Source organism: Pseudomonas arsenicoxydans (assembly GCF_900103875.1).
Lineage (GTDB): Bacteria > Pseudomonadota > Gammaproteobacteria > Pseudomonadales > Pseudomonadaceae > Aquipseudomonas > Aquipseudomonas arsenicoxydans.
The window spans coordinates 5,598,286-5,615,491 of the sequence record NZ_LT629705.1 but is presented as its reverse complement, the minus strand read 5'-3'; the positions used below and the strand labels follow the sequence as shown (position 1 = coordinate 5,615,491).

Annotated in this window: 20 protein-coding genes; 8 read left to right on the top strand and 12 right to left on the bottom strand. The window is 57.4% G+C overall.

Annotated features, from left to right (window positions below; genetic code table 11):
• Positions 1–52: 52 nt before the first annotated feature.
• The 5 genes from BLQ41_RS26225 to BLQ41_RS26205 all read right to left on the bottom strand — a co-directional run bounded on the left by BLQ41_RS26225 (position 53) and on the right by BLQ41_RS26205 (position 3,786).
• The gene (locus tag BLQ41_RS26225) at positions 53–1,384 is read right to left on the bottom strand and encodes a deoxyguanosinetriphosphate triphosphohydrolase (RefSeq protein WP_090186381.1); all 1,332 of its coding nucleotides are present in this window, start codon (positions 1,382–1,384) and stop codon (positions 53–55) included.
• A 67-nt stretch (positions 1,385–1,451) separates the two neighbouring features.
• Positions 1,452–2,615, bottom strand: coding sequence for an EAL domain-containing protein (locus tag BLQ41_RS26220; protein WP_090186379.1), 1,164 nt, complete (start codon positions 2,613–2,615; stop codon positions 1,452–1,454).
• Positions 2,616–2,741: 126 nt separating this feature from the next.
• Complete coding sequence (locus BLQ41_RS26215; protein ID WP_090186376.1) at positions 2,742–3,083, bottom strand: hypothetical protein; 342 nt, start codon at positions 3,081–3,083, stop codon at positions 2,742–2,744.
• Positions 3,080–3,469 carry a phage holin family protein gene (locus tag BLQ41_RS26210; RefSeq protein WP_090186373.1) on the bottom strand — a complete coding sequence of 130 codons (390 nt, stop codon included), beginning with the start codon at positions 3,467–3,469 and terminating at the stop codon, positions 3,080–3,082. The genes BLQ41_RS26215 and BLQ41_RS26210 overlap by 4 nt, the downstream gene beginning before the upstream one ends.
• Positions 3,470–3,471: 2 nt before the next feature.
• Entirely contained in the window at positions 3,472–3,786 is a 315-nt protein-coding gene (locus BLQ41_RS26205; protein WP_090186370.1) for a DUF883 family protein, read from the bottom strand.
• Positions 3,787–4,091: 305 nt separating this feature from the next.
• On the opposite strand from BLQ41_RS26205, the gene BLQ41_RS26200 reads away from it, so the two are divergent.
• Positions 4,092–5,300 (top strand): ammonium transporter, encoded by a 1,209-nt coding sequence (locus tag BLQ41_RS26200; RefSeq protein ID WP_090188842.1) that lies wholly within the window; start codon positions 4,092–4,094, stop codon positions 5,298–5,300.
• Between the two features lies 1 nt (position 5,301).
• Here BLQ41_RS26200 and BLQ41_RS26195 read toward each other — a convergent pair whose 3' ends face one another.
• A complete protein-coding gene (locus tag BLQ41_RS26195; RefSeq protein ID WP_090186368.1) occupies positions 5,302–7,017 on the bottom strand; it encodes a cation:proton antiporter in 1,716 nt (571 codons plus the stop codon).
• A 207-nt stretch (positions 7,018–7,224) separates the two neighbouring features.
• Here BLQ41_RS26195 and BLQ41_RS26190 point away from each other — a divergent pair, with 207 nt between their 5' ends.
• The 3 genes from BLQ41_RS26190 to BLQ41_RS26180 all read left to right on the top strand — a co-directional run bounded on the left by BLQ41_RS26190 (position 7,225) and on the right by BLQ41_RS26180 (position 8,908).
• Positions 7,225–7,461, top strand: coding sequence for a glutaredoxin family protein (locus tag BLQ41_RS26190; RefSeq protein ID WP_090186365.1), 237 nt, complete (start codon positions 7,225–7,227; stop codon positions 7,459–7,461).
• A gap of 167 nt (positions 7,462–7,628) precedes the next feature.
• Positions 7,629–7,946, top strand: a complete 318-nt coding sequence (locus BLQ41_RS26185; RefSeq protein ID WP_090186362.1) for a transcriptional regulator — start codon at positions 7,629–7,631, stop codon at positions 7,944–7,946.
• Positions 7,947–8,017: 71 nt separating this feature from the next.
• Positions 8,018–8,908: a pseudouridine synthase gene (locus BLQ41_RS26180; protein WP_090186358.1), complete on the top strand. Its 891-nt coding sequence runs from the start codon at positions 8,018–8,020 to the stop codon at positions 8,906–8,908.
• A 68-nt stretch (positions 8,909–8,976) separates the two neighbouring features.
• Here the strand turns inward: BLQ41_RS26180 and BLQ41_RS26175 are convergent, their stop codons facing one another.
• Together BLQ41_RS26175 and mobA are read right to left on the bottom strand one after the other, a co-directional pair.
• The gene (locus BLQ41_RS26175; RefSeq protein WP_090186354.1) at positions 8,977–9,198 is read right to left on the bottom strand and encodes a YgdI/YgdR family lipoprotein; all 222 of its coding nucleotides are present in this window, start codon (positions 9,196–9,198) and stop codon (positions 8,977–8,979) included.
• A 76-nt stretch (positions 9,199–9,274) separates the two neighbouring features.
• Positions 9,275–9,877, bottom strand: coding sequence for a molybdenum cofactor guanylyltransferase MobA (gene mobA, locus BLQ41_RS26170; protein WP_090186351.1), 603 nt, complete (start codon positions 9,875–9,877; stop codon positions 9,275–9,277).
• Positions 9,878–9,958: 81 nt separating this feature from the next.
• Here mobA and moaB point away from each other — a divergent pair, with 81 nt between their 5' ends.
• Complete coding sequence (moaB, locus tag BLQ41_RS26165) at positions 9,959–10,498, top strand: molybdenum cofactor biosynthesis protein B (RefSeq protein WP_090186349.1); 540 nt, start codon at positions 9,959–9,961, stop codon at positions 10,496–10,498.
• A 22-nt stretch (positions 10,499–10,520) separates the two neighbouring features.
• On the top strand, positions 10,521–11,708 hold the full coding sequence (locus BLQ41_RS26160; RefSeq protein ID WP_167360551.1) for a molybdopterin molybdotransferase MoeA: 1,188 nt from the start codon (positions 10,521–10,523) through the stop codon (positions 11,706–11,708).
• Between the two features lie 66 nt (positions 11,709–11,774).
• Here BLQ41_RS26160 and BLQ41_RS26155 read toward each other — a convergent pair whose 3' ends face one another.
• Positions 11,775–12,083 carry a hypothetical protein gene (locus tag BLQ41_RS26155; RefSeq protein ID WP_090186343.1) on the bottom strand — a complete coding sequence of 103 codons (309 nt, stop codon included), beginning with the start codon at positions 12,081–12,083 and terminating at the stop codon, positions 11,775–11,777.
• A 323-nt stretch (positions 12,084–12,406) separates the two neighbouring features.
• Here BLQ41_RS26155 and yegS point away from each other — a divergent pair, with 323 nt between their 5' ends.
• The gene (gene yegS, locus BLQ41_RS26150; RefSeq protein WP_090186341.1) at positions 12,407–13,312 is read left to right on the top strand and encodes a lipid kinase YegS; all 906 of its coding nucleotides are present in this window, start codon (positions 12,407–12,409) and stop codon (positions 13,310–13,312) included.
• On the opposite strand, the gene BLQ41_RS26145 is transcribed toward yegS, so the two are convergent.
• From BLQ41_RS26145 to BLQ41_RS26135, 3 genes are all read right to left on the bottom strand, one after another.
• Positions 13,309–13,968, bottom strand: a complete 660-nt coding sequence (locus tag BLQ41_RS26145; protein WP_090186338.1) for a response regulator — start codon at positions 13,966–13,968, stop codon at positions 13,309–13,311. The two genes, yegS and BLQ41_RS26145, sit on opposite strands and share 4 nt — an antisense overlap.
• Positions 13,965–14,858, bottom strand: coding sequence for a sensor histidine kinase (locus BLQ41_RS26140; protein ID WP_090186336.1), 894 nt, complete (start codon positions 14,856–14,858; stop codon positions 13,965–13,967). Before BLQ41_RS26140 ends, BLQ41_RS26145 begins: the two co-directional genes overlap by 4 nt.
• A 428-nt stretch (positions 14,859–15,286) precedes the next feature.
• Positions 15,287–15,757: a hypothetical protein gene (locus BLQ41_RS26135; RefSeq protein ID WP_090186333.1), complete on the bottom strand. Its 471-nt coding sequence runs from the start codon at positions 15,755–15,757 to the stop codon at positions 15,287–15,289.
• Between the two features lie 463 nt (positions 15,758–16,220).
• Here BLQ41_RS26135 and BLQ41_RS26130 point away from each other — a divergent pair, with 463 nt between their 5' ends.
• Complete coding sequence (locus BLQ41_RS26130) at positions 16,221–17,156, top strand: chemotaxis protein CheV (protein WP_090186330.1); 936 nt, start codon at positions 16,221–16,223, stop codon at positions 17,154–17,156.
• Positions 17,157–17,206 lie beyond the last annotated feature (50 nt).

Genomic DNA, 17,206 nt, shown 5'->3' with positions numbered 1-17,206 from the left:
CGGGTGACTGTCGATCAGCCGTCGCCAGTCGGGACGGCTGATCGAAAGGTTTTCACCCGTGGCTGGCGCGACCGGTCATTTCCAGTGCCATCTCACTGGCATAGCTGTCGGTCATGCCGGCAATGAAATCGATCATTCTCAGGAAAGAGGTGTGTAAAGGACCGTGAGGGTCGGGCGCGTTGTTGCCCAACAGGTCAAGGATGCGGCGGCTCTTGAAGGATGGCGTGCGACCGTTGTGTTGTTCCAGTGCCGCACCACAGAACGCATTGAGCAGGATTTCGAGCGTGGTGTAAGCGCCGATCTCATGCAGCGTCTTGCGCTTGTCCTGGAAGATTTTTTTGCGCGCCATGTCTTTGGCATTCAAGACGCAACGTTTGGCCGGCCCGTGCATATGTTCCACCAGGTCTCCAGTCAGCGTGCCGGCCAGCAGCGCGTCCTGTTGCTCGACGAAGGCCCGGGCGGCGGCATTGGTCAGGTGCTCGATGGCTTTACCCCGCAGGATTGCCAATTTGCGCCGACGCGAATCCAGTGGCCCTAATTGGCGATAGGTTTGCGGAAGATCGTCGCCCACCAGGTCAAGCAGCAGCGACTCGACCTCGGCGTACTCCAGCAGATCCATTTCCAGACCATCTTCCAGATCGATCAGCGCGTAACAGATGTCATCGGCAGCTTCCATCAAGTACACCAGCGGATGTCGCGCCCAGCGCTGTTCCTCAAGTTGGGGAAGACCAAGTTTCTGAGCAATCTGCTCCAACAGTCCAAGCTCGCTCTGATAGCAGCCGAACTTGTGCTTTTTGTAGCCCAGTGAGTCGGCGTGTTTTGCCGTCCATGGGTACTTCAGGTAAGTGCCCAGGGTGGCGTAGGTCAGTCGGGTGCCTCCGTCGAACTGGTGGTATTCAAGCTGGGTGAGCACTCGAAAACCTTGGGCGTTGCCTTCGAAATTAAGGAAGTCGTCACGTTCGACCTCGCTCATGGCGTCCAGCCAGCCCCGGCCTGCGGCCTGCTGGAACCAGTGACGAATCGCGTCTTCGCCGGAATGACCGAAGGGCGGATTGCCGATGTCATGGGCAAGACAGGCCGATTGCACCACCATCCCCAGATCGCTCGGTTCGCACCAGTCGGGCAAGGCGCCGCGAATGGTTTCACCGACCCGCATGCCCAGGGATCGACCCACACAACTGACTTCCAGCGAGTGGGTCAGGCGAGTGTGGATATGATCGTTGCTGGAGACTGGATGGACCTGGGTCTTGCGCCCGAGGCGGCGAAAAGCTCCCGAGAAAATAATGCGGTCGTGGTCTTTGTGGAAAGGGCTGCGGCCAAGTTCTTCAGGGCTGTGCAGTGGCTTTCCGAGGCGTTCGCGGGTAAGCAGTGTTTGCCAATCCAAGGCTGGGCTCTCCGTCTGGTGACTGATGCTCTAGCTTCGGGGTTCACGCCTGCGCCCGCAAGTAGAACTAGAGCCCGGCGGCATCAATGTCGATGAGCAGCAGTCGCTCGCCGTTGTCAAAAAATTGCCCGGCGGTGAGGCAGTACTGATTGCTGGTGGCATCGCGGTAAGTGCTCGAGAGTGTCAGGCGCCGCTCCTCCCAGCCCTCGGCCAGCAGGTGATAAAAGTAAGGACGCCATGACCAGTTGTGGCCCAGGTAGCGGTTATCGGCTTCCCACCTGTTGTTGCGCCATTCCAGGTTGGGTGTCAGTTGTGTGCCATGGCGGTCGCATTGATAAAAGCGCAACAGCCAGGGAAACGCGTCCAGTTGCGGCAAGGCGCTCAGCGGTGCCCGGGCCTGGGCCCAGACTTGCAGAATGGCCATCAATTCGCAGAGTTGCTGGCGCATGATATTCAGTCGGCTGCGTTCGCCCAGTTTCTGTTGAACATAGCGCTGGCGCAGTTGTGCGAAATGCTCGACGAAGGCATTGGAAGCGAAAAAGTCCGCTTGCGCGCGGGCAAACAGAAAACCCTGTACATAACGTGAGCCGCACTCGAGGGCGAAATTCAGTTGGGCCTCGGTTTCCACCCCTTCGGCGATGATCCAGCAACCGGTTTTCTCGGCCATTTGCGCCAGTGCCTTCACCACTTCACTACTGGGACCGCCTAATGCCGCGGCCTGGAACAGCCGCATGTCGAGCTTGAGAATGTCCGGCTGCAGGGCCAATACGCGATCGAGCTGGGAGTAGCCGGCACCGAAGTCATCGATGGCGATCCTTGCGCCGGCCTGCCGGTAGCGGGCCACGACGTCGGCCAGACGCTGAATGTCGCCCCCAAGCTCGGTGATTTCGAAGACGATACGCTGCGGGTCGACATTGTGCCTGACCAGTTGCTTGAGGCTCGGTAGCGCCTGGTTCGGCCGCAAGCGGTTGATCCATCGGGGTGAAATATTCAGGCTCAGAAACCAGTCCGACGGCGCTTCATGCAGGCGGCTCAGGGCTTTGTCGCGAATCTGTCGATCAAGACGACGCAGGGCAATGGCAGGCGTTCGCGGGTCTGCGAACAGCGGTCCCACCGAGGCGAGTTGACCGTCGGGTTGTCGAAGTCGACCCAGCGCTTCCACACCCGCGATACGGCCAGTGGCGGTATCAATGAACGGCTGAAAGCAGGCGAGCGGTTGCCCGTCGATCACGAGGCCTCCTTAGTAAGGTCTTGTTTTTGGATAAACCTGCTCACCGGATCGGCACACAGGATTGAACCTCTCGATAAAGAGGTCAATCCCGGTGGTATTGCAAGAATGCAGCCAGATAAAGACTGTTCAGTCTTTGCGCGAAGAGTTTTGCATGACCAGCTTGATCAACGGACCCAGCGAGGTGCCAAGGCGAACCAGTCGAGTCAGGCTGCTGACACCACCGCTCTTGGCACCTTTACCCGTCAGAAACCCGAGTAATGTCACGGCCGCCATGCCCCACAGCGGGGCGTGTTTGATGCCGAAGCCATCCTGCAGGTTTTGCGTCATCCCGCGTACTCGCTGCAAGGGCAGCAGCAGTTGCGCCGATTCGTGACGAATTTCCTGGCGATGCATTTCCATGCGCAGGCGGATCAGCGCCTTGCGCATTTCAGTGCGAGAGCTGTTATGGGGAAGTTCAGGCAGGCTCATGGCAGCAGGCGCTCCCGATCATTGGCCAATTCTTCCAGGGTGCCGTGGAAGGGCGAGGACTCATCGAAAATGGCTGCCTTCAGGCGCATGGCACAGAAGATCGCTGCGAGCGTATAGAACACGCAGAGCCCGATGATCGCCGGCAAGCGATAGGTGTCCCAAAACAGGATCAGCACCAGTGTCGACAACCCCACCAGCAACAGCAAGGCAAAGACCAGCGCCAGGCCTGCGAACAGCAGCAGGCTTACGGTGCGCGCTTTTTGTTCCTGCAACTCGATGCCGAACAGTTCGACATGGCTGTGCAACAGTCCAAGGAAAGCGGCACCCAAGCGCCGCGATGAAGAGCTTGTGCCCGTCGCGGACGAGCCGAATTCACCGATAGACATAATTAGCGCCGAGTAGCCAGCAGGCCAATCAGGAAGCCGACGCCCGCCGCGATCCCGACCGATTGCCATGGATTGGTTTGAACATAGTCTTCGGCGGCGGTGACGGCGGCCTGGCCGCGTTCGCGCAGGGAATCTTCGGTCAGCTTCAAGGTTTCGCGGGCACGCAGCAGACTCTCGTGAATCTGGCTGCGCAACTCATCGGCCTGATCGCCGGCCAGAGTTGCGGTGTGCTCCAGCAACCGTTCGGTGTCGCTGACCAACGTTTGAAAGTCGTTCATCAGGATTTCTTGAGCAGTCTTTGCTTTGATGCTGGCCATTGATGATCTCCGTAAGTGGCTTCTGAAACGTTCGAGTATGAGCCCAGTGTGAAGGTTCAGTGCAAATGAGTGGTACAACTTTTGCTACGTGATGGTGCGTTAACCCATGCCGCTGCGCTGTTGCCGAGCATGATTTCAGCAAAACCCTAACTCAAACAAACAAAACTCGCGTGAAGGTGACGACCTTGTGCGCCAAAGCGGTTCATCGCGATCACGCGTTGATCATGGCGAGCCGCAACTTGGTGCACGAACGACTTTGCGCGAACCGCTTTGGTGCTTTTTTAGCCTTCAGGTCTGCCAACTCCATGGAAAATCTGCAAAGCGCTGTGGACAGTCTGGTCCATAGCTCCAATACATTGTTCATCCTCATCGGTGCGGTCATGGTGCTGGCCATGCACGCCGGTTTTGCCTTTCTTGAAGTCGGCACGGTTCGACAGAAAAACCAGGTCAATGCCTTGTCGAAGATCCTCAGCGACTTTGCCATTTCGACCCTGGCCTACTTCTTTATAGGCTATTGGATTTCCTATGGGGTCACCTTCCTGCAGCCGGCGGCGGTCATTAACGCCGATCATGGCTACGCACTGGTTAAGTTTTTCTTTCTGCTGACCTTTGCAGCCGCCATTCCGGCGATTATTTCCGGGGGCATTGCCGAGCGTGCCAGGTTCGTCCCGCAGCTGTGTGCGACGGCGCTGATCGTGGCATTCATCTATCCCTTTTTCGAGGGCATGGTCTGGAATGGCAACTTCGGGTTGCAAGCCTGGTTGCTGGCGCGTTTTGGCGCCAGTTTCCATGATTTCGCAGGTTCTGTAGTCGTCCATGCCATGGGCGGCTGGCTGGCGCTCGCGGCCGTGTTGTTGCTCGGGCCACGGCAAGGGCGTTATCGCGAAGGGCGGCTGGTGGCATTTGCTCCATCGAGCATTCCGTTTCTCGCTCTGGGTTCGTGGATTCTGATTGTTGGCTGGTTCGGCTTCAACGTCATGAGTGCGCAGACACTGCAGGGCGTCAGCGGGCTGGTGGCGGTCAATTCGTTGATGGCCATGGTCGGCGGCACGATGGCGGCGTTGATCGTCGGGCGTAATGACCCAGGTTTTTTGCACAACGGTCCGTTGGCCGGGTTGGTGGCAATCTGTGCCGGTTCTGACCTGATGCACCCGGTAGGTGCGCTGATAACGGGCATCATTGCGGGGGCGCTGTTTGTCTGGTGCTTCACCGCAGCGCAGGTCAAATGGCGTATCGACGATGTGCTGGGTGTCTGGCCGTTGCATGGATTGTGCGGTGTCTGGGGCGGGATCGCTTGCGGCATTTTTGGCCAGAGCGCATTGGGTGGTTTGGGCGGCGTGAGCCTGGTTAGCCAGTTGATCGGCACCGCTCTGGGGATCATCGTGGCGTTGGCCGGCGGCTTTACGGTGTATGGCGTGATCAAGGCGTTCCATGGTCTGCGCCTTAGCCAGGAAGAGGAGTATTACGGCGCGGACTTGTCGGTGCACAAGATTGGTGCCGTAAGCCAGGACTGACTCACTGTTCTTCATCGTCGTCGGCTCCAGGATAAAAACCGTGCAGCAAGCGATAACGATCATGGCGTATCTGATCAGCCCGCTCCTGAACCTGGTGGGCGGGCAACCCCAGCATGATCAGTGCGTGGGAGGCGAGCATCAGGCTCGACTCCAACAACTCGGGAACGACTTCATTGGCGCCGGCCGCTTTCAACTCGGCCAGCTGGCTGTCGTCTCGGGTGCGTACCAGGATCGGAATCGTCGAGTTCAATCGGCGAGCTTCCTCGAGAATCAGCAGCGCGATGTCGCTTTGGTCCACGGCAATCACCAGCAGTTTTGCGCGCGCCAGACCAACCGCGAGCAGCAGTTCACCGCGGCGCGAGTCTCCGTAATGCACACAGGTTTCATTGATGGCGGCTTCCTGGACACGCACCGGGTCGGTGTCCAGCGCAACGTAGGGTTGCATCGCGTTACGTAGGGCTCGGCCGATCGACTGACCGACGCGACCATAGCCACAAATCACCACATGGTTGTGCAAGTCGGCATTGAGCGCGCTGATTTCTGCCAGTTTTGCTTCTTCGTTCGGTTTGCGATGCAGGCGTGTCGCGAGGTGGGGGGCGGCGCGCAGCAGTAATGGCGTGACCAGCATCGAGCAAAATGTCGCGGCCAGCAAAAGACCGCCGAAATCGGCGGGCATCATTTTGTTTTGCTGCATCTGTGCCATCAGCGCAAAGCAGAACTCGCCGCCCTGAGCCAATGCCAGACCACTGCGCCAGGCGGTTTCGCCATCGCTGCCGCGCCATTTGACCAGCAACGCAACCACCGCGCCCTTGATCACCAGCAACCCAAGTGTCAGTCCAAGGATCGCCAAGCCGTGACTGGCAAACAACTTCAAGTCGATCAACATGCCGATACTGACGAAAAACACCCCGAGGAGAATGTCGCGGAATGGCCGGATATCGGCCTCGATCTGATGCCGGTAATGGCTTTCCCCCAGCAACATGCCGGCCAGAAATGCGCCCAGGGCTGGGGAGAGACCGAGCAAGTGAGTCAGCCAGGCAGTGAGCAAAACGATGACCAGCGCCAGGAGCACGAAAAGTTCGGCAGAGCGGGCGGCGGCGACTTCATGAAACAGGCGGGGCAGCAACCAACGGCTGGCCAGCAGCAGGCCGATAAACAGCACAATTGTCTTGCCCAGTGTCAGGGGCAAAGCCCAGTACCAGGCCTGATCGCTGTTGCCGGCGAACACCGGTACCAGGGTCAGCAGTAACACCGCGACCACATCCTGGAACAGCAGTACGGCGATGGCATTCTGGCCGTGGCTGCTGAAAATTTCTCCGAGGCTGCTCAACTCCTTGCTGACAATGGCCGTTGAAGACAGCGAAAGGCCGGCACCCAGTAACAGGGCGGGGGTAGTGGGCATGCCAAGCAAAATCAGCAAGGCGCCCAGCACCGCCCCCGTACCGAGCACTTGCAGGCTGCCCAGGCCAAACACGACTCGGCGCAGGGCGATCATTTTTGACAGGGAAAACTCCAGCCCGAGGGAGAACAACAGGAACACCACGCCCAATTCGGCAAGGTGCGGCAACTCTTCGCTTTCATTCACCCAGTTGAACGCCGTCGGCCCGATCATTAACCCCACGCACAGATAGCCGAGCACCGGCGGCAACCGCAGGCGTTGGAACAGTGCAATCACCACCAGTGAGGAGGCGAAGATGATCAACAGGTTGGCGAACACAAAAAACTCCGGTGCTGGGTTCTGGCTATTCAAGCGTAGAAGTAAAAGAAACCTGAGCATCGCGGAAATGGCATTTGCGGCGACTGATATGAATCAGAGTTTTGCCTGAATCATGGCGATTCGTGAGCCAGGCCAGAGAATTCAATGGCTCGACGGCTTTTGGGGGCAGGTCTAGAATAGTGACTTAATTTTTTAGGTTGAGCGCTCATGCCTCCTGAATGTCAGCTGTTCGGCACTCTTGGGTGCCATCTCTGTGAAGTCGCCGAAGCGGAGCTGATGCCGTTTGTCGAACATGGTCTGCTGGTTGAATTGGTGGACATCGCTGACGACGAAATGTGGTTTGAAGCTTACAGCTTGCGTATTCCGGTGCTGCGTCGAGTCGATACCGGGGCTGAATTGGACTGGCCATTCAGTGCCGATGAGGTGGTAGCGTTCCTGCGTTAAGCGGTTTTTGCGGCCTCACTTACCCGTCTGTCGAACTTTGCGATGGATCCCCTTGGCTTAATCGGTCCTCTTCGGATGCTGTATGCGTATACAGCTATTCGTTTGTCTGACGGCTACTCCTGGTTTTCAGTGGGGAGAGTCGGTTCGGGGCATGAGAGGGATTAATCGTGGTCAATGTCGAACAATTGAAAAACAGCGTGAACAAGATGTCGGTCGATGTTGTGCGCGAGGCTGTCATCGAGTTGCGTCTGGACGGGCTGGTCACGGAAGGAAAAACCCCCTTCAACAAGCTGCATTTCAATACCTGCTTCGCCGAAATAGAGGCGTTGTTCCAGCGCGCCGGTTATCACCGGCAGCTGGATGTCGTGGGGTATCAGGGGTTGTTGTATGCGCTTTATGATCCCGGTCGCTGGGAAGCGGTTGATGTATTGCGCTGGCTCAAGGAGTTCACTGAGGCGGCAGCGCGTACGCAGATACCGGCGTGAGGATTATCTTCTAGGTGTGATCCGGCCAGTGCGGGATAATGCCGTCCTGCATTAAGGGTCAGAGCTTTCGTATGTCCACTTCATCTTTTTCTGCTGCACATAACCAGGCCAGCACGCTTTATTTGCCGCCGGGGCCGTGGCAGACCGTCCTCGATTGTTTGTGCGAACATTTCAGTGCAATCGGTCGTGAACAATGGCTGGACCGAATTGCACGTGGCCGTGTGCTCGACGCGCACGGGATGCCGATTGCGCTTGATCTGTCTTACAAGGAAGGCCTGCGGATTCACTATTTTCGTGAGGTCCCGGACGAAAAAGAGATCCCGGTGGTCGAGTCGATCCTGTACGCCGACGAGCACCTGGTAGTGGCGGACAAGCCGCATTTTCTGCCGGTGACTCCGGCTGGCGAGTATGTAGAGCAGACGTTGTTGCGACGGCTGATCCGTCGACTGGATAACCCGCATCTGGTGCCATTGCACCGTATTGACCGGCATACCGCGGGGTTGGTGCTGTTTTCTGCGAACCCTCAGAGCCGTTCGGCTTACCAGTCACTTTTTCCTACACGACAAATCGAAAAACGCTACGAAGCGATCGCCCGGGCATTACCTGAGCTTTCGTTTCCACTGGTTCATAAAAGCCGGTTGATCGATGGCGAGCCGTTCTTTCGCATGCAGGAAGGTCCGGGCGCCAGCAATACCGAGACAGCCGTGGAGGTCAGGGAAAGGAACGGTGATCTCTGGCGCTATGGACTTTATCCCGTGACCGGCAAGAAACATCAGTTGCGAGTACACATGACCGCGCTCGGTGCCAGTATCTGCAATGATCCGTTCTATCCACAGGTGCTCAAGGATGCCCAGGACGACTACGCCAACCCCTTGAAACTGCTGGCGCAGGGTTTACGGTTTTTGGACCCGGTCACGGGGCTTGAGCGTGAATTCGAAAGCACCATCACCCTGCAATGGTGATCGCAATCCTTCAGGCAAGAAAAAGCCCGCATCAAGCGGGCTTTTTCGTATCAGGAGGTGCCTAAAGATTACAACTCTTTAACGGTACGGACCTGATCCTTGTTGATGCGGGTGTGTTTGCCATCGAGTTGTTCGAACTCGTAGAAACCCGACTCCTCATCGTATTTTGGCGCGTCGACGGCCTGGATTTCGCGACCATCATTCAAGGTGATCACTGTAGGCGATGCGCAACCGGCGAGGGTCGCAAGGCCCAAGGCGAGCATGAAAGAGGCGAGGGTCCGTTGAGTCATGAGTGTGTCTCCGAATATGAATTCTTTTGGTTACTGAGCTTGAGACGTATACATCGTGCGCAAGTTCCTTCTCCCGTCAGTCTGACACAGTGTTGTGTGAGCTTAATAGCTCCGGTGTATTGAGGTTGGCCAGGCGAGGGTCATTTTCGGGGCACTGCAGGGCAGTGGCACCCAGTTTGCGCATGAGACGCCCCGGACTGCGTTCACCTTCATTCCATGCCTTTTCGAAATCCATCAAGAGGGTCGTCGGGATAATGCAAAGCAAGGGTTCCCAGTGTTCGCCATGCCGCAGCATCAACGGTTTACCCGGATGCTGGTGGGCGGTTTCGCGCATGTCATGGAGCAGGGCGGCATCAATGCGTGGGACGTCGCAGGGCAACACCAGTAATAACCCATGACGGGCAGCCTTGAGGCCGGCGCGGATACCCGCCAGCGGTCCCGGGAAATCACCTTCGTCGTCATGGACCAACTGGTCGGCGTAAGGCGCGTATTTTTCCAGGTTCCTGTTGCAGGAGATGATCAGGTCATCGCTCAACGCGCGGGTTTTGCGATGCAGATGCGCAATCAGTGGCTCGCCATGCCATTCCAGTAATCCCTTGTCCTGACCGCCCATGCGTTGGCCTCGCCCCCCCGCCAGGAGCAAAATGGAGCAGGGCGGTAAATCTGTATTCGGGATCATGGCAAGTCTCCATGGGGGCGTCGAAAAAATGAGGCGCTGTGATATAACACCGGGCTGTTTATCCTACAACTGGACGAGCCTATGAAAGCCAAGGCTGATGTACCTTTCGCGCCGCTCAATATCGCGGTGTTGACTGTCAGTGATACCCGTACCCTGGAAACCGATACGTCAGGACAGGTCTTTGTCGACCGCTTGAGCGCTGCCGGTCATAACCTGGCCGCTCGGGTTTTGCTTAAAGATGACCTCTACAAAATTCGTGCACAAGTCGCCAACTGGATTGCCGACGATGTCGTGCAAGTGGTGTTGATCACCGGTGGCACCGGGTTCACCGGGCGCGACAGTACACCGGAAGCAGTGAGTTGCCTTCTGGACAAGCAGGTCGATGGTTTCGGTGAGTTGTTCCGGCAGATTTCAGTAGCAGACATCGGCACTTCGACAGTTCAGTCCCGAGCCTTGGCGGGGTTGGCCAATGGCACGCTGGTCTGCTGTTTGCCCGGTTCGACCAACGCGGTGCGTACCGGCTGGGACGGCATTCTGGCCGAGCAGCTGGATTCGCGGCACCGCCCATGCAATTTCGTGGCTCATCTGAAACAGGCGGCACCCTGTGAATCCCGCGGGTAAGGCCGGCAAAACCGGCAGCCTCATGGCTGTCGAGGTGGCGCTGGCGCGTCTGCTGGAAATGGCGGAGTCGTCAAAAATACCTGAGCGTATACGCCTGCCGTTGGCACAGGCCGAAGGGCGTGTGTTGGCCGAAGACCTGATCTCGACGCTCGATCTGCCGCCCTGGCCGAACAGTGCCATGGACGGCTATGCCTTGCGCATCGCTGACTGGACGGGAGAACCGCTGCCGGTCAGCCAGAAGATTTTTGCCGGTCAGGCACCTGAGCCGTTGAAGCCAGGAACCTGTGCGCGGATTTTCACCGGCGCACCGGTGCCCGCAGGGGCCGATTGCGTCGAGATGCAAGAGAACGCCGAGGTTCAGGCGGATGAGCGAGTCCGATTCGTGGAGACCCTGAGTGTCGGTCAAAATATTCGGCCGCAAGGCCAGGAGACGACTGTTGGCGAGCTTGTATTGCCCGCAGGTACGCGCCTGGGGCCCATCGAACTGGGCCTGGCGGCGTCGTTGGGATGCGCTGAGCTGGAGGTGGTGCGCAAGGTTCGGGTTGCAGTCCTGTCTACCGGGGACGAATTGGTAGAACCTGGACAGGGGCTTGGACCGGGACAGATCTACAACAGCAATCGTGTGCTGCTGTGCAGCTGGTTGTGGCGCCTGGGTTGTGAAGTGATCGATGCCGGCATCCTTCCCGATGATTTATCCACCACCCGTGCTCGCCTGGAGGAGTTGAAGGATGTCGACCTGATCCTTTCAACCGGCGGGGTGTCTGTGGGTGAGGCAGATTTCCTGGGCATCGCCTTACGCGAAGAAGGTGAATTGTCCTTGTGGAAACTCGCCATCAAACCTGGCAAACCGCTGACGGTCGGACATTTTCACGGCGTGCCGGTGATTGGTTTGCCCGGTAATCCGGCGTCGACCCTGGTCACCTTTGCCTTGTTGACCCGGCCCTATCTCTTGCGCCGTCAAGGAGTGAAAGAGGTTGAGCCGTTAAAATTTCAGGTGCCTGCGGGATTCGACTGGCCCAAGGCTGGCAATCGCCGGGAGTACTTGCGTGGACGCCTGGAAAATGGTCGGGCAACCATCTACAAGAACCAGAGCTCTGGGGTACTTCGCAGTGCCGCCTGGGCCGATGGCCTGGTCGAGGTGCTGGAAGATCGCACGCTGGTTGCCGGTGAATATGTGAGCTTCATTGCGCTAAGCGAGTTGCTTGGCTGATCCCTGTCACTGCGTAGTCGCGCAAGCCCGGTTGCGTCTACCGGGCCTTGCGTGCATGTCTGAGGTTCAACGGGCCAGAAGTGTCACGACCTGTTCGAAGCGGCTGTTGGCGACCCAGCCCAGCAACCCAAGGACCACGGCTGTTCCGCCCGCCGAGTAGGCCAGTCGGTGTTTGATGGATTTAACGTCATTACGCACTTCGTCCATGTCTCTGCGGATGTATTTGAGGTGTGTCTCCAGTTCAATGACACGGGGTTCCATTTCAACTCCTCCAGTGGACTTTGCACTGTTGTCAGATTCAGCATGATGATTGATGCGACTTTCTGCGAACGGCGGCACCGCCCCCATTGGTAACCTGAGGTCATGGCTTTGCATAGGCTGAAACGCTCCTTGCGTTGAGATCACTGGAGCGGCCGATACCGTTGTCGATTGTGCTTTTCAGGGCTTTTGTAGCGGGGTTGTTCATTGTGTGCACATCCATGTGGGGTTGCTAATGATGATTGAAAACCACAGGCACCAAGGTCTACTAATCCCCCTGACGGGTCAATTGAGCCGATTCCTCACGTTTCGTAAGAAAAATCCCAGCCCTGTAGGACGCCAACGCACTGGTGTTGAAATAATTCAATTTCTGCCGACTTTTTTCGGCACCCCTGAGGTCAACATCTCTCATACGGATTTCAACCATGGGGACGAAAACAATGGGTGAGCGCAAGGCGCTGTTGATTCTGCACGGTAAGCAGGCACTCAACGAGGAGGTCCGCACGGCCGTCGAAGGCAAGCGCAAACAGGGCTGGGAACTGGCCGTCCGATTGACCTGGGAGGCGGGTGACGCCCAGCGATTGGTAGAGGAGGCGCTGAGTGCAGGGTATACGCACCTGATTGCTGGTGGAGGTGATGGCACCCTGCGTGACATCGCCGAGGCCATGGCGGGGCAATCAACCCAGGCCAGTCTGGTGCTGATGCCTTTGGGTACCGCTAACGATTTTGCTCGCGCCGCCGGTGTACCGCTGGAGCCGGCGCTGGCCCTGGACCTGCTGGAGGCTGCACCCCACGCCATTGATCTGGGGGAGGTTGGCGGGCAGATCTTTCTGAATATGGCCACCGGCGGGTTCGGTAGCCAGGTGACGGCAAACACTTCCGAAGACTTGAAAAAGGTCCTCGGTGGGGCCGCCTATCTGTTCACAGGTTTGTCGCGCTTCAGCGAGCTGCATGCCGCTTATGGTGAGTTGCAGGGACCGGACTTTCACTGGAGTGGTGAGTTATTGGCATTGGGCATCGGCAATGGCCGGCAAGCAGGCGGTGGTCATGTGCTGTGCCCGCAAGCGCTGGCGGACGATGGTCTGCTGGATATCAGCATCTTGCCGGCGCCGCAGGAGGTAGTCAGTACGTTGAAGAACCTGCTGGCCGACGGATTTGGCATCGACAACATGTTTGTGCGAGCCCGCTTGCCATGGGTAGAGATCAAGGTTTCCGAGGGCCTCTACATTAATCTGGATGGCGAGCCTCTGGAGGGCGATAGTCTGCGCTTCAGTGCGCGCCCGGCAGCGTTGCGCGTGCATTTGCCTGAGCACTCGCCGCTGCTCAGCACATCGAAAAACAGCTAGTCGTCCAGGCTGATGATTTGCTCGCGCACGGCAAACAGGACCAGGCCCGCCACGTCGTAGATCTGCAAGCGCTTCATGATTTGCGAGCGATGGGTTTCAACGGTTTTGATACTGAGGCCCAGGCCATTGGCGATTTCCCGGGTGGATTTTCCGCGGACAATCAGTCGCAGAATTTCCAGTTGCCGAGCAGTCAGGTTGTGCGAGTCCGTGGTCTGCGGCGGCTGTTTCTGGTTGCGGATCAGTGCCTGGTTGATCACCGTGTGAGCGATGGCCGGGCTCAGATAACGTTCGTTGTTGCGCAGGGCGTCCAGGGCATGTTCCAGCTCGGTCGCCGTGGTGTCCTTGAGCAAGTAGCCGTGAGCTCCAGATTCGAGCGCCTGCATGATCAGCGCAGGATCGGTGTGCATCGACAGGATCAGCACCTTGCTTTGCGGGCGCACCCGCTTGAGCCGTTGCAAGGCTTCAAGGCCGCCGGTCTCTCTCATGGAGATATCCAGCAGAACGATGTCGGGGGACAGTTTCTCGACCATTTCCAGTAGTTGCGAGCCGTCGTTGGCCTCGCCGATTACCGCGTAGCCAGGAATGTCCAGCACCAGAGCGCGCACGCCTGCCCTGATAAGCGAGTGGTCATCCACCAGAAGTAAGTTACAAGTCAATGCATAACCTTATTCGAACTGGCCCGTTCAAGCGCCCGGGGCGCCCAGGGAAAGAGTGCTTCAATTTGAGTGCCTTTGCCCGGCTCGCTGGTCACGGACAGGGTGCCGCCCAGTTGCTCGATCCGTTCCAGCATCCCGGCCATCCCGCGTTGTCCCTCTCTGCCGGGGTCGGCTGCTGGCGCGAAACCCCGGCCATCGTCACTGATTAACAGCGTCAGGCCCTGGGGCAAACGTTGCAAGCGGACCAACAGATTTTTCGCTTCGGCGTGACGCAGAATATTAGTCACCGCTTCCTGGGTGATTCGAAAGGCGGCCACCGACATTTCCTCCGGTATTCCGGTCAGGCGCTGGTGGCATTCCAGGCTCCAGTGTATGGAGGTATTGGCCAGGGTCTTGAGCAGATGTGCCCGCAGGCTGGCTTCCAGGCCGAGACTGGTCAGCTGTCTCGGGTTGAGGATGGCCGAGACATCGCGAACCTTGGTCAGGGTTTCGTCCAGTGTGTCGCAGAGCGTCGAACACTGGTCCTGCATTTCTTCCGGCATCCGGCGTTTGAGCCATTCACTTTGGAGTTTTGCAGCGGTCAGCAACTGGCCGATGTCGTCATGTAATTCGCGGCTGAGCCGGTGGCGTTCGTTTTCCTGGACTTGCAGCAGGCGGTCCGCCAGTTCTTGCGGCTCAAACTTGATCGACTTGCGCGAGAAATGACCTTGCCCCCAGACGACCGCCAGCACCACCAGGTTTAGGACCATCAGGCTCGCCGGCAGCGGTGCGGAAATGCAGAAAATCAACACACTGCCAAGCGCCGAGCACAGGCATAGCAAAAGCGTGAGCCGCCGCGCATTTTTTGGGGAAGGTGGCCATGGCGTGAGTGACTTGAGGCTGGCGTACATAGCGGATGGAGCCAATGAATGTTCGCTGCGGGCAGCTCCACCATGGTCGCTGACGGGGCTGGATTTGAAAATCGTTAATGACTCGTTTCAAGCAATGTGCAGTCCCTTGATTAAGAAAGCTTCCAACTTTTATGGGCGCTGTTTCTTGCTCTGGCTTCACTATGCCATTAATTGGCGTCAACTAATGGTCGGCATAATACCACTTAAGATACCGTTGGTCGCGTTCGCTATATATGTCCATAAGGTCAGCAAAATCGCTATTGGACGATAGTTCTACAATGGAAAAAGTTTGCGGGAATGGAGAGTTTTTATTGATATCGAACTGTCGTTGACAGGTATGAAATATTCAATTGCGACATGAGCGTACTCAAGTTACCGAGCAGCCTCATGGCAATAAGAATAGGTGACACGGCGGGGTATCTGGCGAATTAAGCCTGGTGTTCCGAATAAGAAACGAGCGTGAACGGTTTGGAATTAACCGACGGCTGAAATTGACGGTGTCCGACCTGAAACGCAAAGGCTTCGATCAGGGAAGCCTGTTCACTGTCATCCAGGCTGAGCTGGCCGGTGGTCTGATCGATAAGTTCGAGTTGCCAGGCCATCAACGTGAAGCAGTCCTTCAAGGCCTCCAGCGCCTGTTCGTGCAAGTCCGTGTGGTTTTGGGCGTGATTCAACAAACCATGGATATGCAGTGAGAATTCAGACACGGCTTCCAGTGCGAGGGCATCGGCCCTGCTCGCCAGTTTTAGCAGACTGCTGAGCATGCAATCGATTGCGTCTTTGTCATTGCTGATGAGTTGCAGATGGCTCAGGCACTCCTCCGACTTGGCCAGGAGCGTTTCAGCTTCGACAAGAAACTCGGGTAATCGCTGGGCCCACTGCTTGGGTTGGTTTGGCATGCTTATCTCCACAACGTCGTGTCAAATGAGGGGATGTCGCGTGTGTCAACGAGGACGTCCAATGTCCCGACACTGCCATGCCGGCATGAGATCGCGCTCCGGCAAGCCTGGACACAGGCTGGGGAACTCGAGAGGGTGGATGGCCACTTACCTGCGATCGCACACAAAAGCCTGACTCCGTTCATGCAATGAGAATGGCGTCACATTAATGGCTATTGGATATTGCGAACATCAGGTTGGGCCTGATTGTTACTAGGGGAATCCCTTACACGGGGGAACCGAACGTGCAAACCGAGGTCGCGCCGCAAGGAATGTAGCAGATGAGATCACGTAGCCAGTAAAGCATGATGTTAATGTGACATCAATGTTCGTTCGTGGCATTTTGTCTTGGGGTCAAGATCTGGCGATAACAGCCGATAACTCCCTTTAGTGAATTCAACAGAACAAGCCCAGGAGTCATTTGATGGCCGGCATTCTCGACACGGTAGACCAACGCACACAACTAGTGGGTGAGAATCGCCTGGAAATTCTCATGTTCCGGTTGGCCGGCCGGCAATTGTTCGCAATTAACGTCTTTAAAGTGCAGGAAGTGTTGCAACTGCCAAAACTGACGTTGATGCCGCAGCGCCATCCCTTTGTCTGTGGCGTGGTCAATCTGCGGGGGCAGACGTTGCCTGTGATCGACTTGTCCCAGGCCATCGGCATGCGTCCGCTGGTGCCAAGCCCGACCAGCACGATTATCGTCACCGAATACAACCGCTCGGTACAGGCGTTCCTGGTAGGGGGCGTCGACCGCATCGTCAACATGAACTGGGAAGCGATCCTGCCCCCTCCGACCAGCGCCGGCCGCCAGCACTACTTGACGGCCATCAGTAAGGTCGACGATCAGTTGGTGGAAATCATCGACGTCGAAAAAGTGCTGGCTGAAATCGTGCCGTACAACGCCAAGGTCTCCCGTGAAAAACTTGACGACCCGGTGCTGGAACGCGCCCGTGGTCGTGAAGTGCTGCTGGTGGACGATTCCAATGTGGCCCTGTCGCAATTGCGCGACACGCTGGGTCAGTTGGGCGTGAAGATGCACATCGCCCGCGACGGCTTGAAGGCGCTGAACATGCTCAAGGCATGGGCCGATACTGGCGTGTCCATGACTGACAAACTGTTGATGGTGTTCACCGACGCAGAAATGCCGGAAATGGACGGCTATCGCCTCACCACCGAAATCCGTAACGACCCGCGCCTGCGTGGCCTTTACGTTGTGTTGCACACCTCGTTGTCAGGCAGCTTCAACGACTCGATGGTCAAGAAGGTCGGCTGTGACAATTTCCTCTCCAAGTTCCAGCCGGACAAACTCGTCGACGTGGTGCGCCAGCGCTTGATGCTCGACGAAGTCCCTGCCTGATTACAACCCGACAGGCTGGCGCTGATGCCAGCCTTTGATTCGGCGATCAA

Excerpts from the sequence above, each read along its gene's own strand:
- BLQ41_RS26215 (WP_090186376.1), bottom strand. The coding sequence starts at position 3,083 with ATGAGCCTGCCTGAACTTCCCCATAACAGCTCTCGCACTGAAATGCGC.
- BLQ41_RS26210 (WP_090186373.1), bottom strand. The coding sequence starts at position 3,469 with ATGTCTATCGGTGAATTCGGCTCGTCCGCGACGGGCACAAGCTCTTCA.
- BLQ41_RS26205 (WP_090186370.1), bottom strand. The coding sequence starts at position 3,786 with ATGGCCAGCATCAAAGCAAAGACTGCTCAAGAAATCCTGATGAACGAC.
- BLQ41_RS26200 (WP_090188842.1), top strand. The coding sequence starts at position 4,092 with ATGGAAAATCTGCAAAGCGCTGTGGACAGTCTGGTCCATAGCTCCAAT.
- BLQ41_RS26190 (WP_090186365.1), top strand. The coding sequence starts at position 7,225 with ATGCCTCCTGAATGTCAGCTGTTCGGCACTCTTGGGTGCCATCTCTGT.
- BLQ41_RS26180 (WP_090186358.1), top strand. The coding sequence starts at position 8,018 with ATGTCCACTTCATCTTTTTCTGCTGCACATAACCAGGCCAGCACGCTT.
- BLQ41_RS26175 (WP_090186354.1), bottom strand. The coding sequence starts at position 9,198 with ATGACTCAACGGACCCTCGCCTCTTTCATGCTCGCCTTGGGCCTTGCG.
- mobA (WP_090186351.1), bottom strand. The coding sequence starts at position 9,877 with ATGATCCCGAATACAGATTTACCGCCCTGCTCCATTTTGCTCCTGGCG.
- moaB (WP_090186349.1), top strand. The coding sequence starts at position 9,959 with ATGAAAGCCAAGGCTGATGTACCTTTCGCGCCGCTCAATATCGCGGTG.
- BLQ41_RS26160 (WP_167360551.1), top strand. The coding sequence starts at position 10,521 with ATGGCTGTCGAGGTGGCGCTGGCGCGTCTGCTGGAAATGGCGGAGTCG.
- BLQ41_RS26155 (WP_090186343.1), bottom strand. The coding sequence starts at position 12,083 with ATGCAAAGCCATGACCTCAGGTTACCAATGGGGGCGGTGCCGCCGTTC.
- yegS (WP_090186341.1), top strand. The coding sequence starts at position 12,407 with ATGGGTGAGCGCAAGGCGCTGTTGATTCTGCACGGTAAGCAGGCACTC.
- BLQ41_RS26140 (WP_090186336.1), bottom strand. The coding sequence starts at position 14,858 with ATGTACGCCAGCCTCAAGTCACTCACGCCATGGCCACCTTCCCCAAAA.
- BLQ41_RS26135 (WP_090186333.1), bottom strand. The coding sequence starts at position 15,757 with ATGCCAAACCAACCCAAGCAGTGGGCCCAGCGATTACCCGAGTTTCTT.
- BLQ41_RS26130 (WP_090186330.1), top strand. The coding sequence starts at position 16,221 with ATGGCCGGCATTCTCGACACGGTAGACCAACGCACACAACTAGTGGGT.